General features: G+C 51.6%; 7 protein-coding genes, 1 tRNA gene and 3 rRNA genes. 3 read left to right on the forward strand and 8 right to left on the reverse strand.

Annotated features, from left to right (window positions below; translation table 11 throughout):
• The first annotated feature begins 747 nt into the window (after positions 1-747).
• From acs to SYMBAF_RS14150, 3 genes are read left to right on the forward strand one after another with little or no spacing between them, the layout of a single operon-like run.
• A complete protein-coding gene (gene acs / locus SYMBAF_RS14140; protein WP_040262568.1) occupies positions 748-2,706 on the forward strand; it encodes an acetate--CoA ligase in 1,959 nt (652 codons plus the stop codon).
• 35 nt (positions 2,707-2,741) lie between these two features.
• Entirely contained in the window at positions 2,742-3,053 is a 312-nt protein-coding gene (locus tag SYMBAF_RS14145) for a DUF485 domain-containing protein (protein ID WP_040262565.1), read from the forward strand.
• Positions 3,050-4,711, forward strand: a complete 1,662-nt coding sequence (locus tag SYMBAF_RS14150) for a cation acetate symporter (RefSeq protein WP_040262563.1) — start codon at positions 3,050-3,052, stop codon at positions 4,709-4,711. The genes SYMBAF_RS14145 and SYMBAF_RS14150 overlap by 4 nt, the downstream gene beginning before the upstream one ends.
• A 291-nt stretch (positions 4,712-5,002) precedes the next feature.
• Here the strand turns inward: SYMBAF_RS14150 and rrf are convergent.
• From rrf to fre, 8 genes are all read right to left on the reverse strand, one after another.
• A 5S ribosomal RNA gene (gene rrf, locus SYMBAF_RS14155) occupies positions 5,003-5,118 on the reverse strand.
• Positions 5,119-5,224: 106 nt separating this feature from the next.
• Positions 5,225-8,136: ribosomal RNA gene (locus tag SYMBAF_RS14160) — 23S ribosomal RNA — on the reverse strand.
• A gap of 215 nt (positions 8,137-8,351) precedes the next feature.
• Positions 8,352-8,427, reverse strand: a tRNA-Glu gene (locus tag SYMBAF_RS14165).
• 189 nt (positions 8,428-8,616) lie between these two features.
• Positions 8,617-10,158: ribosomal RNA gene (locus SYMBAF_RS14170) — 16S ribosomal RNA — on the reverse strand.
• Together the 16S, 23S and 5S rRNA genes with 1 tRNA gene alongside form the textbook arrangement of a ribosomal RNA operon.
• 368 nt (positions 10,159-10,526) lie before the next feature.
• Positions 10,527-11,093: a menaquinone-dependent protoporphyrinogen IX dehydrogenase gene (gene hemG, locus SYMBAF_RS14175; protein ID WP_040264179.1), complete on the reverse strand. Its 567-nt coding sequence runs from the start codon at positions 11,091-11,093 to the stop codon at positions 10,527-10,529.
• 23 nt (positions 11,094-11,116) lie between these two features.
• On the reverse strand, positions 11,117-12,568 hold the full coding sequence (gene trkH, locus SYMBAF_RS14180; protein ID WP_040264180.1) for a Trk system potassium transporter TrkH: 1,452 nt from the start codon (positions 12,566-12,568) through the stop codon (positions 11,117-11,119).
• Positions 12,569-12,921: 353 nt separating this feature from the next.
• Positions 12,922-14,253, reverse strand: a complete 1,332-nt coding sequence (gene pepQ, locus SYMBAF_RS14185) for a Xaa-Pro dipeptidase (protein ID WP_040264182.1) — start codon at positions 14,251-14,253, stop codon at positions 12,922-12,924.
• 367 nt (positions 14,254-14,620) lie between these two features.
• Positions 14,621-15,322 (reverse strand): NAD(P)H-flavin reductase, encoded by a 702-nt coding sequence (fre, locus tag SYMBAF_RS14190; RefSeq protein ID WP_040264184.1) that lies wholly within the window; start codon positions 15,320-15,322, stop codon positions 14,621-14,623.
• Between the last annotated feature and the right edge of the window lie 38 nt (positions 15,323-15,360).

Genomic DNA, 15,360 nt, shown 5'->3' on the forward strand with positions numbered 1-15,360 from the left:
AGTCCTTAGAGACTCTCCTCCCCACATTTAACCACCGTGCGACAAAGAGAATACTTAATTATTTGATACAGGCCTATGTTAATTCAATGAATGCGTTCACCTGCCATTTTAGTGTGACGCAGTACAAATCTGTACCATCTGAGAGGCCTCGTCTGCAAGCTTTGATTTGTTAGGCCCCTGTACTGCATCGAATCACACAAATATTGCACCGCACCCCAAAAAATATAATACATTGTTATTAAACATGTAATTTTACTTAGGGTGAACTTCAATATACCATTTAGATGTTTTTTTATACAAAACTAGCATGCGTTATTTTTTGCACTTTTTGCATATTTAGTCTACAGGAGATGTTTTTATTTTGTTACAAGAAGGTGCTGGCAATGGGGATGAACGAGTAACATTCCCTTGAACAGTAAAGCGAATCTTTAATCAAAGAGTAAAAAATGAACAATTCGGTATTTAATAAGTGCACGGATCATGTGTCATTCATGCTAGCAATAACTGACTATGTTATTCAGTCGCTTTAATTTACTCAGTCAGGAGGTATATTCTTATCGAATATTGTCATGGTGATAATTAATATTATAAAAATGATATATTTATTAATGATCGAATCCAGTTCATTAATTACAAATCAATATCACAATTTACGTGATCTACTGCGCAAAAAAGAAACAAACAATCATAGCAAACTATACTTAACCTTGAGTTGACATATCATTAACAATCTTAAGGAGAAAAGTTATGAACCCATTGCACAAACACGTTGTTCCTTCTGCAATTGCAGAGCACACCTTGATTACTCCAGCACAATATCAGCGGTACTATCAACAGTCTGTGCAAGACCCGGAGGATTTCTGGGGGGAACATGGCAAGATCCTAGATTGGATCAAACCCTATACCAAAGTAAAAAATACTTCGTTCGATCTGGGGTGCGTTAGCATCCGCTGGTTCGAAGATGGCACCCTCAACCTGGCAGCTAACTGCCTTGATCGTCACCTAGCCAAACACGGCGATCAGACAGCCATTACCTGGGAAGGCGACGATCCCGCCCAGTCGAAAAAAATAACCTATAAACAACTGCATCACGATGTCTGCCAATTCGCCAACGTGCTGAAAAAGCTAGGCGTTAAGAAAGGCGACGTGGTGGCTATCTACATGCCGATGGTACCGGAAGCGGCCGTCGCCATGTTGGCTTGTGCACGCATTGGTGCCGTGCACTCGGTGATATTCGGCGGCTTTTCGCCAGAGGCGATCGCCGGGCGCATCATTGATTCCCATGCCAAACTGGTGGTCACTGCCGACGAGGGACGACGTGCAGGCCGTGCTGTACCGCTGAAGAAAAACGTCGATGACGCGCTGAAGGCTCCCGGCATGACCAGCGTTACCAACGTGGTGGTGTTCCAACGTACAGGCAAGCTGGACTACTGGCAGGAAGGACGCGATCTGTGGTGGCATGAGCTGACCAACGGCGTTTCTGCCGATTGTCCACCGGAAGAGATGAATGCAGAAGATCCGCTGTTTATTCTGTATACCTCCGGCTCGACCGGCAAGCCAAAGGGGGTACTACACTCTACTGGCGGCTATCTGGTGTATGCTGCCATGACCTTCAAATACGTGTTCGACTATCACGATGGCGATGTGTACTGGTGTACCGCCGATGTCGGTTGGGTCACTGGTCATAGCTATCTGCTGTATGGCCCACTGGCCTGTGGTGCTACCACTGTGATGTTCGAAGGCGTGCCTAACTACCCTGACGTTAACCGCTTGTCGCAGGTTATCGATAAGCATCAGGTCAATATCCTGTATACCGCGCCAACCGCCATCCGCGCGCTGATGGCCGAAGGCGATAAAGCGATCAAGCACACTAAGCGTGATTCGTTGCGCATCTTGGGTTCAGTCGGCGAACCGATCAACCCAGAAGCCTGGGAATGGTATTACAACAAGATCGGCAATGGCAAATGCCCGATCGTCGACACCTGGTGGCAAACCGAAACTGGCGGCTTCATGATCACTCCGCTACCGGGAGCTACCGAGCTGAAAGCCGGTTCCGCTACAAAGCCATTCTTTGGCGTGCGACCCGCGCTGGTCGACAATGTTGGCACGCCGCAAGAAGGTGTCTGCGAAGGCAACCTGGTGATCATCGACTCCTGGCCTGGTCAGGCACGCACCCTGTTCGGTGATCACGAACGCTTCGAGCAAACCTATTTCTCCACCTTTAAAGGTATGTATTTTAGCGGTGATGGTGCACGCCGCGACGAGGACGGCTATTACTGGATCACTGGCCGCGTTGATGACGTGCTGAACGTTTCTGGCCACCGTCTAGGCACCGCCGAGATTGAATCCGCCCTGGTATCACACCCGAAAATCGCCGAGGCGGCAGTAGTTGGTATCCCACATAACATTAAAGGTCAGGCAATTTACGCCTATGTCACGCTTAACCACGGTGAAGAACCAACGCCAGAGCTTTATACCGAAGTGCGCAACTGGGTACGTAAAGAGATAGGGCCGATCGCCACACCGGACATGCTGCATTGGACAGACTCACTGCCCAAAACGCGTTCCGGCAAGATCATGCGGCGTATTTTGCGCAAAATCGCTGCCGATGATACTAGCAACCTAGGGGATACCTCAACGCTGGCTGATCCAGCCGTAGTTGACAAGCTGTTGGAAGAAAAACAATCGGTAAAACTACCATCATAGTTCGCACCCTGCCAACATCTACTGGAGATGATCTGATGAATGACACTATTTATCAACGGATTGAGGAAAATCTGCGCTTTAAGGAACTGGTGAGAAAACGTGGCCGCTTCGCCTGGCTGCTTTCGCTGATTACGTTAGCATTGTACGTTGGCTTTATCTTACTGATCGCCTTTGATCCTCAGTGGCTGGGCACACCAATCACCACAGGATCATCCATTACCCGTGGTATCCCGGCAGGCGTTGGCCTTATCGTAATCTCTTTTGTACTGACCGGGATCTACGTGTTTCGTGCCAATGGGGAATTTGACCGCCTGACGACAGAGATTTTACAAGAGGTGAAACAATGAAGCCTTTACTCTCCGCTGCTGCTTTGCTGATGTTGTCGGGGCTAACCTACGCCGACACTATTAGCGGTGAAGTGCATCGCCAGCCGCTAAACATCCAAGCGATCATGATGTTCGTCCTATTTGTCGGCGCTACCCTCTATATCACCTACTGGGCCTCCAAACGCACCCGTTCACGCCAAGATTACTATACCGCAGGCGGACGCATCACCGGCCTGCAAAATGGGCTGGCGATCGCCGGCGACTTCATGTCTGCCGCCTCCTTCCTCGGTATCTCCGCCCTGGTGTATACCTCTGGCTACGATGGCCTGATCTACTCTATCGGTTTTTTGATCGGCTGGCCGATCATTCTGTTCCTGATTGCCGAACGCCTCCGTAATCTCGGCCGCTATACCTTTGCCGATGTCGTCTCTTACCGGTTAAAGCAGAAGCCTATTCGCACTCTGTCAGCCTGCGGTTCCCTGGTGGTAGTGGCGCTGTATCTGATCGCACAGATGGTCGGCGCTGGCAAGCTGATTCAGCTACTATTCGGGCTTCACTACCATGTGGCGGTAATTCTGGTTGGCCTTCTCATGGTGCTATATGTGCTGTTCGGCGGCATGCTAGCCACTACCTGGGTACAAATTATCAAAGCGGCGTTGCTGCTCGCGGGTGCCAGCTTTATGGCATTGATGGTGATGAAATCGGTCAGCTTCGATTTCAACACATTATTTGCCGAAGCGGTAAAAGCACATCCGAAGGGTATCGCCATCATGAGCCCCGGCGGACTGGTCGCTGACCCGATATCGGCGCTTTCATTGGGGTTAGCGCTAATGTTCGGCACTGCCGGCCTACCGCATATTCTGATGCGCTTCTTTACCGTAAGTGATGCCAAAGAAGCCCGTAAGAGTGTGTTCTACGCCACCGGTTTTATCGGTTACTTCTATATCCTGACCTTTATTATCGGCTTCGGCGCGATCCTACTAGTCAGCGCTAATCCGGCGTTCAAAGACACCACCGGTGCATTGCTGGGTGGTACTAACATGGCGGCGGTACACCTGGCCAATGCGGTCGGAGGCAACCTCTTCCTCGGCTTTATCTCGGCAGTCGCCTTCGCCACTATTTTGGCGGTGGTTGCTGGCCTAACACTGGCAGGCGCTTCTGCGGTATCCCATGATCTATACGCCAACGTGATTAAAAACGGCGAGGCAACCGAACGTGACGAACTGAAGGTATCCAAAATATCCGTAGTGGTACTAGGTGTTGTAGCTATCGCGCTGGGGATCTTGTTTGAGAAACAGAATATCGCTTTTATGGTCGGGCTGGCGTTTTCCATTGCCGCCAGTTGTAACTTCCCGATTATCATTCTATCGATGTACTGGTCACGCCTGACTACCCGTGGGGCCATGATTGGCGGCTGGCTGGGCCTGTTAACCGCTGTGATCCTGATGATTATTGGACCAACCATCTGGGTGCAAATCCTTGTCCATGAAAAACCCATTTACCCTTACGAATACCCTGCGCTGTTTTCAATGCTCGTGGCCTTTGTCGGCACTTGGCTATTCTCTGTTACCGACAGCTCGTTCGCCGGACAACAGGAGCGCCAACACTTTCGCTCCCAGTTTGTGCGTTCACAAACCGGACTGAGCATATTGGACAGGCAGGGGCAGGGAACACCGTAGCTACGTTTTTCGGCACCGAAACAAAAATCCCCAGGCTCTCACGTGGGCTTTCGTTCTATTTGATACCAACAGTGTTCAGCTCATTCTAAGCTCACACCTACCGGATATCGCCGCAGGTGAAGGCCCGTCAGCGGGCTTTCCTGCTCACTCCCCTTCAGGTCGCTGTCAAGCAACGCCTAACGTTTTCCCGACTCTTTCGTTTCACCTGCACAGGCCCAGGCCATTCACTCTCGGTAACTCACAAAGCAAAAAGCCCCATGCTTTCGCATGAGGCTTTCTACTTTATTTGATGCCTGGCAGTGTCCTACTCTCACATGGGGAGACCCCACACTACCATCGGCGCTACGGCGTTTCACTGCTGAGTTCGGCATGGAATCAGGTGGGACCACCGCGCTATCGCCGCCAGGCAAAGTCTGTTTCATTCTCGGCCGTTACTCACGTAACCACCAGAACCAATCTCGGAACTCGCTGAAAATAACTCCACCCCTGCCTATAACACACCTTCGGTGTTGTAAGGTTAAGCCTCACGGCTCATTAGTACTGGTTAGCTCAAAGCATCGCTGCTCTTACACACCCAGCCTATCCACGTCTTCGTCTTAAACGTGCCTTCAGGGACCTCTCAGACCCAGGGAAGACTCATCTCGAGGCCAGTTTCGCGCTTAGATGCTTTCAGCGCTTATCTGTTCCGCACTTAGCTACCGGGCAATGCCATTGGCATGACAACCCGAACACCAGCGGTGCGTTCACTCCGGTCCTCTCGTACTAGGAGCAATCCCTCTCAATCTTCCTACGCCCACGGCAGATAGGGACCGAACTGTCTCACGACGTTCTAAACCCAGCTCGCGTACCACTTTAAATGGCGAACAGCCATACCCTTGGGACCTACTTCAGCCCCAGGATGTGATGAGCCGACATCGAGGTGCCAAACACCGCCGTCGATATGAACTCTTGGGCGGTATCAGCCTGTTATCCCCGGAGTACCTTTTATCCGTTGAGCGATGGCCCTTCCATTCAGAACCACCGGATCACTAAGACCTACTTTCGTACCTGCTCGAGCCGTCACTCTCGCAGTCAAGCCAGCTTATGCCTTTGCACTAAACTCACGATGTCCGACCGTGATTAGCTGACCTTCGTGCTCCTCCGTTACTCTTTGGGAGGAGACCGCCCCAGTCAAACTACCCACCAGACACTGTCCTCACCCCGGGTCACGGGGCAAAGTTAGAACATCAAACATTAAAGGGTGGTATTTCAAGGGTGGCTCCTCGCAGACTGGCGTCCACGATTCACTGCCTCCCACCTATCCTACACATCAAGGCTCCATGTTCAGTGTCAAGCTATAGTAAAGGTTCACGGGGTCTTTCCGTCTTGCCGCGGGTACACTGCATCTTCACAGCGAGTTCAATTTCACTGAGTCTCGGGTGGAGACAGCCTGGCCATCATTACGCCATTCGTGCAGGTCGGAACTTACCCGACAAGGAATTTCGCTACCTTAGGACCGTTATAGTTACGGCCGCCGTTTACTGGGGCTTCGATCAAGAGCTTCGCCTTGCGGCTAACCCCATCAATTAACCTTCCAGCACCGGGCAGGCGTCACACCGTATACGTCCACTTTCGTGTTGGCACAGTGCTGTGTTTTTATTAAACAGTTGCAGCCAGCTGGTCTCTGCGACTGGCTTCAGCTCCCTCCGATACGGAGTTCACCTACATGCCAGCGTGCCTTCTCCCGAAGTTACGGCACCATTTTGCCTAGTTCCTTCACCCGAGTTCTCTCAAGCGCCTCGGTATTCTCTACCTGACCACCTGTGTCGGTTTGGGGTACGATTAAAGGTGACCTGATGCTTAGAGGCTTTTCCTGGAAGCAGGGCATCAACAGCTTCTGCACCTTGGTGCATCGTCATCACGCCTCAGGGTTTCTGTATGGCGTTCCGGATTTACCCAAAACGCCCCCCTACACGCTTAAACCGGGACAACCGTCGCCCGGCCTGCCTAGCCTTCTCCGTCCCCCCTTCGCAGTCACACCCAGTACAGGAATATTAACCTGTTGCCCATCGACTACGCTTTTCAGCCTCGCCTTAGGGGTCGACTCACCCTGCCCCGATTAACGTTGGACAGGAACCCTTGGTCTTCCGGCGAGCGGGTTTTTCACCCGCTTTATCGTTACTTATGTCAGCATTCGCACTTCTGATACCTCCAGCACCCCTCACAGGACACCTTCAACGGCTTACAGAACGCTCCCCTACCCAACAACGCATCAGCGCCGCTGCCGCAGCTTCGGTGCATGGTTTAGCCCCGTTACATCTTCCGCGCAGGCCGACTCGACCAGTGAGCTATTACGCTTTCTTTCAATGATGGCTGCTTCTAAGCCAACATCCTGGCTGTCTGGGCCTTCCCACATCGTTTCCCACTTAACCATGACTTTGGGACCTTAGCTGGCGGTCTGGGTTGTTTCCCTCTTCACGACGGACGTTAGCACCCGCCGTGTGTCTCCCGTGATAACATGCTTCGGTATTCGCAGTTTGCATCGGGTTGGTAAGCCGGGATGGCCCCCTAGCCGAAACAGTGCTCTACCCCCGAAGATGAATTCACGAGGCGCTACCTAAATAGCTTTCGGGGAGAACCAGCTATCTCCCGGTTTGATTGGCCTTTCACCCCCAGCCACAGGTCATCCGCTAATTTTTCAACATTAGTCGGTTCGGTCCTCCAGGTGGTGTTACCCAACCTTCAACCTGCCCATGGCTAGATCACCGGGTTTCGGGTCTATACCTTGCAACTCTTCGCCCAGTTAAGACTCGGTTTCCCTACGGCTCCCCTATGCGGTTAACCTTGCTACAAAATATAAGTCGCTGACCCATTATACAAAAGGTACGCAGTCACACCTCAACGGTGCTCCCACTGCTTGTACGTACACGGTTTCAGGTTCTTTTTCACTCCCCTCGCCGGGGTTCTTTTCGCCTTTCCCTCACGGTACTGGTTCACTATCGGTCAGTCAGGAGTATTTAGCCTTGGAGGATGGTCCCCCCATATTCAGACAGGATGTCACGTGTCCCGCCCTACTCATCGAACTCACAGCCAGTGCATTTTTGTGTACGGGGCTATCACCCTTTACTGCGCGACTTTCCAGACGCTTCCACTAACACACCCGCTGATTCAGGTTCTGGGCTGGCCCCCGTTCGCTCGCCGCTACTGGGGGGATCTCGGTTGATTTCTTTTCCTCGGGGTACTTAGATGTTTCAGTTCCCCCGGTTCGCTTCGTCAAGCTATGTATTCACTTAACGATAGTGTGACGTATCACACTGGGTTTCCCCATTCGGGTATCGCCGGCTATAACGGTTCATATCACCTTACCGGTGCTTTTCGCAGATTAGCACGCCCTTCATCGCCTCTGACTGCCTAGGCATCCACCGTGTACGCTTAGTCACTTAACCTTACAACCCGAAGGTGTCTCACTTCGCATTGCAAACAGGTGAGTGTCACCATGACAGCTTGACCCTTACCCCAATACCTCTACGCAGGGATAAGCTTCAGCCGTCATTTTTCAATTTTCAGCTTGTTCCAGATTGTTAAAGAGCACTATCTCAAATCCGACTCGCAAGTCAGCTTTGAGATAGTCGGTGATAATGTCTTTCACTCATTATCACAATGGCGTCCCCAAGGGGATTCGAACCCCTGTTACAGCCGTGAAAGGGCAGTGTCCTAGGCCTCTAGACGATGGGGACACAGAAATTGCCTGGCAAATCGCTGATTGGCTATTTCCGTGTAAAGGCGCAACTCTGCTGGCAAAGTCAAGCAACCACGGTGTTAACCACTCAGTCGCCTCTAGCGCCTTTCAACGAAAGGGTTTTCTTGCTCATCGACATTCATCAGACAATCTGTGTGAGCACGCCACACAAATCAATATCTTTCGGTAAGGAGGTGATCCAACCGCAGGTTCCCCTACGGTTACCTTGTTACGACTTCACCCCAGTCATGAATCACAAAGTGGTAAGCGCCCTCCCGAAGGTTAAGCTACCTACTTCTTTTGCAACCCACTCCCATGGTGTGACGGGCGGTGTGTACAAGGCCCGGGAACGTATTCACCGCAGCATTCTGATCTACGATTACTAGCGATTCCGACTTCATGGAGTCGAGTTGCAGACTCCAATCCGGACTACGACGTACTTTGTGAGGTCCGCTTGCTCTCGCGAGGTCGCTTCTCTTTGTATACGCCATTGTAGCACGTGTGTAGCCCTACTCGTAAGGGCCATGATGACTTGACGTCATCCCCACCTTCCTCCGGTTTATCACCGGCAGTCTCCTTTGAGTTCCCGACTTTATCGCTGGCAACAAAGGATAAGGGTTGCGCTCGTTGCGGGACTTAACCCAACATTTCACAACACGAGCTGACGACAGCCATGCAGCACCTGTCTCAGAGCTCCCGAAGGCACCCCTCCATCTCTGGAAAGTTCTCTGGATGTCAAGAGTAGGTAAGGTTCTTCGCGTTGCATCGAATTAAACCACATGCTCCACCGCTTGTGCGGGCCCCCGTCAATTCATTTGAGTTTTAACCTTGCGGCCGTACTCCCCAGGCGGTCGATTTAACGCGTTAGCTACGGAAGCCACCCCTCAAGGGCGCAACCTCCAAATCGACATCGTTTACAGCGTGGACTACCAGGGTATCTAATCCTGTTTGCTCCCCACGCTTTCGCACCTGAGCGTCAGTCTTTGTCCAGGGGGCCGCCTTCGCCACCGGTATTCCTCCAGATCTCTACGCATTTCACCGCTACACCTGGAATTCTACCCCCCTCTACAAGACTCTAGCTTGCCAGTCTCAAATGCCGTTCCCACGTTGAGCGCGGGGATTTCACATCTGACTTAACAAACCGCCTGCGTGCGCTTTACGCCCAGTAATTCCGATTAACGCTTGCACCCTCCGTATTACCGCGGCTGCTGGCACGGAGTTAGCCGGTGCTTCTTCTGCGAGTAACGTCAATGCAATGTCTTATTAACACATTACCCTTCCTCCTCGCTGAAAGTGCTTTACAACCCGAAGGCCTTCTTCACACACGCGGCATGGCTGCATCAGGCTTGCGCCCATTGTGCAATATTCCCCACTGCTGCCTCCCGTAGGAGTCTGGACCGTGTCTCAGTTCCAGTGTGGCTGGTCATCCTCTCAGACCAGCTAGGGATCGTCGCCTAGGTGAGCCGTTACCCCACCTACCAGCTAATCCCACCTGGGCACATCTGATGGCGTGAGGCCCGAAGGTCCCCCACTTTGGTCTTGCGACGTTATGCGGTATTAGCTACCGTTTCCACTAGTTATCCCCCGCCATCAGGCAGTTTCCCAGACATTACTCACCCGTCCGCCGCTCGTCACCCAGAGAGCAAGCTCTCTTGTGCTACCGCTCGACTTGCATGTGTTAGGCCTGCCGCCAGCGTTCAATCTGAGCCATGATCAAACTCTTCAATTCAAAGCTTGATATGCTTCAACTTGTGAAGCGCTGCTCAAAGATTTACTGCATGAATGTTACTTCAGGTAGTCACTCTTCAAGACTTGATATTTTTTCGTCCCAACAGGGACGGGATATTGTCTTGTGGAGTGCCCACACAGATTGTCTGATAAATTGTTAAAGAGCGGTAAGTCAGCCGCAGCACGGCGGCAAACTTGAGGTGGCGTATACTACGCTTTCCCTCTGAAGAGTCAAGCCATTATTTTGGCTTTTCCCTTGCTGATCCGGCGGCGTATCTGCCGAAATACCGGGTCAGTGGGGGCGCATTATAGGGCGTTCTCGGCAGCCCGCAACCCCTAAACGCAAAAAACTTTTCAAGCGCGTTTTTTTTAAGCAAGAGGGGTGAAAGTGACGAATTTAGGTCGCTTTTCGTACTTAATCTGGCTAAACTCCTGAGCGAAGCGTTCGACTTGCTGCCAATCCGTGTACTCTACTTCCTTGCTGGTATCCGTTTCTCCACCCGTCATACACATAATAAATTGAATCATGATGCGATCGAACCATCGATAGCGCGGATAACGTAGTGCTCCAGCAAACACCATACACTGTTTTGGCTGCCAAGGTGAGGCAAGCAGAAATTTACGGGTATAGACATTAGTCTGTGGTGAACGCTTTTCCGGTTTACGGGCCGTCAGGTTAACGGCAAAAAATGCACTTGGCATTTGGTTCAACTGCTCAGCACGATGCTTCACAAATTTATCCAAAGCCGAATTAAAATGGCCATAGCGTATGGAAGCGCCGATCATAACCTGCTGATACTGGCTAAGGTCAACGTTCTCTGCTTGCAGCAGGTCAATGACCTCACAACGAAGTCTGTCCTGCAATTTGCTTGCTATATAAGAAGCAATAGACAGTGTCTGCCCATCACGACCTGAATAAAGTATCAGTGCTTTCATGACGTTACTCCTTAATGTCAGGATCATTCACGCCAGAACGTCGGCGTGAACAGAACCAGCAGTGTAAACACTTCCAGACGCCCGAACAGCATCGTCACCACCAGTATCCACTTAGCCACTGGCGGCATGGCGGTGAAGTTGTCCGCCACTACGCCTAGCCCCGGCCCTAGGTTATTCAGCGACGCCGTTACGGCGGCGAAAGCAGAGAAATTGTCAACGCCGGTGGCGATAATCGCCAGCATGCTAACAATAAACACCAGCGCATAGGCCGAGAAGAACCCCCATACCGCATCAAGGATACGCTCCGGCAGTGCGCGGTTGCCCAGTTTAATAGTGTAAACGGCGTTCGGGTGTACCAGCCTTTTCAACTCACGGGAACCTTGCAGATACAGTAGCAGCATGCGGACGACCTTCATGCCACCGCCAGTCGAGCCAGTACAACCGCCGATAAAAGCGGAACACAGTAACAACATCGGCAAAAACAGTGGCCATTTGGCAATGCTGTCGGTAGTAAAGCCTGCGGTCGTCGCCATCGATACCACCTGAAAAAATGCTTGATTCAGCGTTTCCATGCCGGTCTTATAGACACCATGTTCCCAAAGCACCAGCGTAGACACTGCCACCAACGTCAGTTGTACCAAGATGAACATGCGGAATTCAGGATCCCGCCCGTAGACCTTAAGGCTACGTCCACTCAATAACGCGAAGTGCAAGCCATAATTGCAGCCGGAAATCAGCAGGAAGATGGCAATGATAGTGTTGATGGTTGGACTAGCATAATAGCCGATGCTGGCATCATGGGTGGAGAAACCGCCGATAGCAATGGTCGAAAAACTGTGACTGATAGCATCGAACACTGGCATTCCCGCCCCCCATAGTGCTACCGCACAGGCGACAGTCAGCCATACATAGATAAGCCACAGAGTTTTGGCGGTTTCTGCAATACGTGGACGCATCTTATTGTCCTTCAGCGGACCGGGCATTTCCGCCCGGTACAGCTGCATACCACCGACACCAAGGATTGGCAGTATCGCCACCGCCAACACGATGATCCCCATTCCGCCCATCCATTGCAGCATCTGGCGATAGAACAGAATAGCCTTTGGCAATGAGTCCAACCCCACCAGCATAGTAGCGCCAGTCGTTGTCAGGCCGGAGAAAGACTCAAAGAAGGCATCTGTCAGTGACAGATTGGGTCGATCCGAGAACAGAAACGGCAACGCCCCCACGCTGCCCAGTACAGTCCAGAACAGCACCACGATTAGGAAACCTTCGCGCGGCTTTAACTCATGTTTTTTCTTGCGGTTGGGCCACCACAGTATCAGCCCAATAGTCACCGCCACAAAGAAAGTCTGGCTGAATGCCCGCCCTGCTCCATCGCGATATATTAATGCAACCAGCCCGGGAATAAACATCGTCCCGGAAAACAGGATGACCAGCAAACCAACGATACGGGTTATAGCGCGAAAATGCATTTCAGCACGATCCTTAGTAATTCAGTTGGGAGGAATTATTGTGAAATAGGCGTTCATTGCAAATTACTGCGACTGAGAGCACGTAATTTATTGCCAAACAGCGCAACGCAGGTTGCCAATAAATCCAGATGTAGCAAGAAAGTGCTGCCATATTCATCCTGTAGTATCCGACCTTTGGCTTTCTGTAACAAATTTCCCACCAACGCCAGCCACATGGCAAAACATACGAACTTGCTGGATAAACGTTTTTGCTGCCTCTACACGATTAACCGTGGTCAGCAAGATGATAAAGCGACGCGTCTTAATTGCTCCATTGATGCTGATCGGGGAGGTAGCTATCGGGTAAGACTGCATCAGGCCAAATTCAGATCGCGCGTCATGTTCTCGATACGCTGCTCGTGGATCACGATATTGTCTTCGATGCGGATACCGCCATACGGCTTCAACGCATTGATGCGATCCCAGGCAAAATGGCGGCTAAACTCTCCGCTGCGCCACGGTGCCAGCAGTGATTCGATAAAGTACAAACCTGGTTCGATAGTCAACACCATGCCCGGCTGCAATACGCGGGTGCAGCGCAGGAATGGATATTTGGATGGGGCTGCCAGGTGAGTACCATGCTCATCCTGCATAAAACCGGCAGCGTCATGCACTTGCAACCCCAAAAGGTGTCCCAAGCCGTGTGGCAGGAATGGCGTGGTGAGGCCTTGCTCAACCATCGTGTCTTCGCTAATACCGCTCACTAGCTGGTAGCTTTTAAGCAGTTTGGCGATACGCTGGTGCATCTGCACATGATAATCGGTATAATGCATACCAGCTTTGACGGTAGCGATCAGCGCCAACTGTTCGTTGTTGAGGTCTTTCACCAGACAGGCGAACTCACTGCTACCGTGCACTGCATAGGTACGAGTTAAATCAGCGACGTAACCGTTATACTCCGCACCCGCGTCGATCAGAAAACTCAGCGTTTCAGCCGGTGGTTGATGATCCAGCTTGGTATAGTGTAGTACCGAGGCATGCTCATTCAGTGCCACAATGTTGTCGTAAGGCACGTCGGTATCGCGGTGGCCGGTTGCCGTCAAGTAAGCCAAGTTGATATCGAACTCGCTCATGCCAGACAAGAAGGCTTCATGTGCTGCACGGTGCCCCATGACCGCAGTTTTCTGCGCTTCTCGCATGCAAGCCAGCTCGTAGCCGGTCTTGATCGAACGGTGAAAGTCGAGGTAGTTCAACACCGCTTGTGGGTTGACGTTCTCCGAGACAATACCAAGATCGCGGGCGCGCTGCGGCGCATAACCGATATAGCCCACGCGTCCACGCTGCGCCGGAAGTTGCTGTGCAATGTCATCGGCATTAGCCAACCGCATCATCTCGAAGGATGCGCTCCAGAAACTGTCTGGCAGCGACTCGACACTGTGCCAGTAATCGATCGGTGAATAGAACCACAGTTTCGGTTTGTTAACGCCGTCAACCCATAGCCAACAATTCGGCACTGCGGTTATCGGTACCCAGGCTATAAAATTCACGTTTACTTTGAACGGATAGCTACGGTCGTCGCGGAAGACCTTTTGCAGTTCTCCAGAGTGAATCAGCAGCGCATCCAGTGCGTGGCGTTTCAGCACTTCGCGCGTACGTTTCTGCCACTCTGCCAGGTGGTCGTTATACAAAGAAGCCAGCGTTGCCATCACAGTATCCTTAGCACGAAAAAATCATCTTAACACAGCGCCCAGGCGCGCCCCATACAACGTTATAGCATGCAGAGCAGTTCGCAATTCAACGCGACATCCACAGCTTAACAATCAGCCTGTTGAACAAGCCGAGTCACGCCATCGCCAGCTCCCATGAATGTTCAAGCAGCACCGCGTCACACATGTCACTTGACTCATTCTGATCCCCGTCATGAAACACTGATTCGGGCAAATGCAGATAGCACATAACTTTGCGAAGACCAATTATTGATGACCAGAACGGCCTGATGAAAAATCTAATATAAATCAGTATGAGTGGTGTTTCAAAACGGGGCAGTTCCCCGTTCTAGACTCATCCCATGTCTCAGATAAATGAAAATGCATCGCCGAACACGTGCGCCTCTTGTGCGCCGCGTTCGGTGCAGAAACGTTCGCGAGCGATTTTTGCCATCTCGAAACGACCCGCAATGTAGATATCGTGATCCGCCAGGGTAGCAAAATCCTGCAGCACCGCGCTGAGTACAGTTCCGCTACGACCATGCCACTCATCTGTCGGCTGCTCCACCACCGGGATCACCTTTAGGTGTGGGTGTTGCTGTGATAGCGCTTCCAATTCGCTTTGATCGTACAGATGTTTCAGTTCTCGTCCCCCCCAATAGATTGAGATATCACGATCCGGCTGTTGTTCCAACGCGGTCAGCAAAATCGAACGCACATAGGAGAACCCAGTACCTCCGGCGATCAGCACCAGCGGACGGTTGCCCTCTTCACGCAGCCAAGCGTCACCATGCGGTATATCGACAGTGATCGCCTGTTCTTTCAAAATGCGCTCCATTACCGCCATGGCATACAGATTCAGTTCCGAAGCGCCGATATGCAGCTCTATGTACTCCTGCTGAGATGGCGTTGATGCCAAAGAGAATGGGCGCCTGTCGCACTCATCCATCACCACCATCAGATATTGCCCAGCCTTGAACGAAAACGGCATCTTAGGTACTAAACGTACCCGATAGACCGTATCGGTAATGGCCTCTACCGAGGTCACTTTACAACTCAATATTGCCATGCATTCCCTCTATCGGGTCATCAATACAAAACTGAGAA

The organism is Serratia symbiotica, assembly GCF_000821185.2.
Classification (GTDB): domain Bacteria; phylum Pseudomonadota; class Gammaproteobacteria; order Enterobacterales; family Enterobacteriaceae; genus Serratia; species Serratia symbiotica.

Excerpts from the sequence above, each read along its gene's own strand:
- SYMBAF_RS14145 (WP_040262565.1), top strand. The coding sequence starts at position 2,742 with ATGAATGACACTATTTATCAACGGATTGAGGAAAATCTGCGCTTTAAG.
- hemG (WP_040264179.1), bottom strand. The coding sequence starts at position 11,093 with ATGAAAGCACTGATACTTTATTCAGGTCGTGATGGGCAGACACTGTCT.
- fre (WP_040264184.1), bottom strand. The coding sequence starts at position 15,322 with ATGGCAATATTGAGTTGTAAAGTGACCTCGGTAGAGGCCATTACCGAT.
- trkH (WP_040264180.1), bottom strand. The coding sequence starts at position 12,568 with ATGCATTTTCGCGCTATAACCCGTATCGTTGGTTTGCTGGTCATCCTG.
- acs (WP_040262568.1), top strand. The coding sequence starts at position 748 with ATGAACCCATTGCACAAACACGTTGTTCCTTCTGCAATTGCAGAGCAC.
- pepQ (WP_040264182.1), bottom strand. The coding sequence starts at position 14,253 with ATGGCAACGCTGGCTTCTTTGTATAACGACCACCTGGCAGAGTGGCAG.
- SYMBAF_RS14150 (WP_040262563.1), top strand. The coding sequence starts at position 3,050 with ATGAAGCCTTTACTCTCCGCTGCTGCTTTGCTGATGTTGTCGGGGCTA.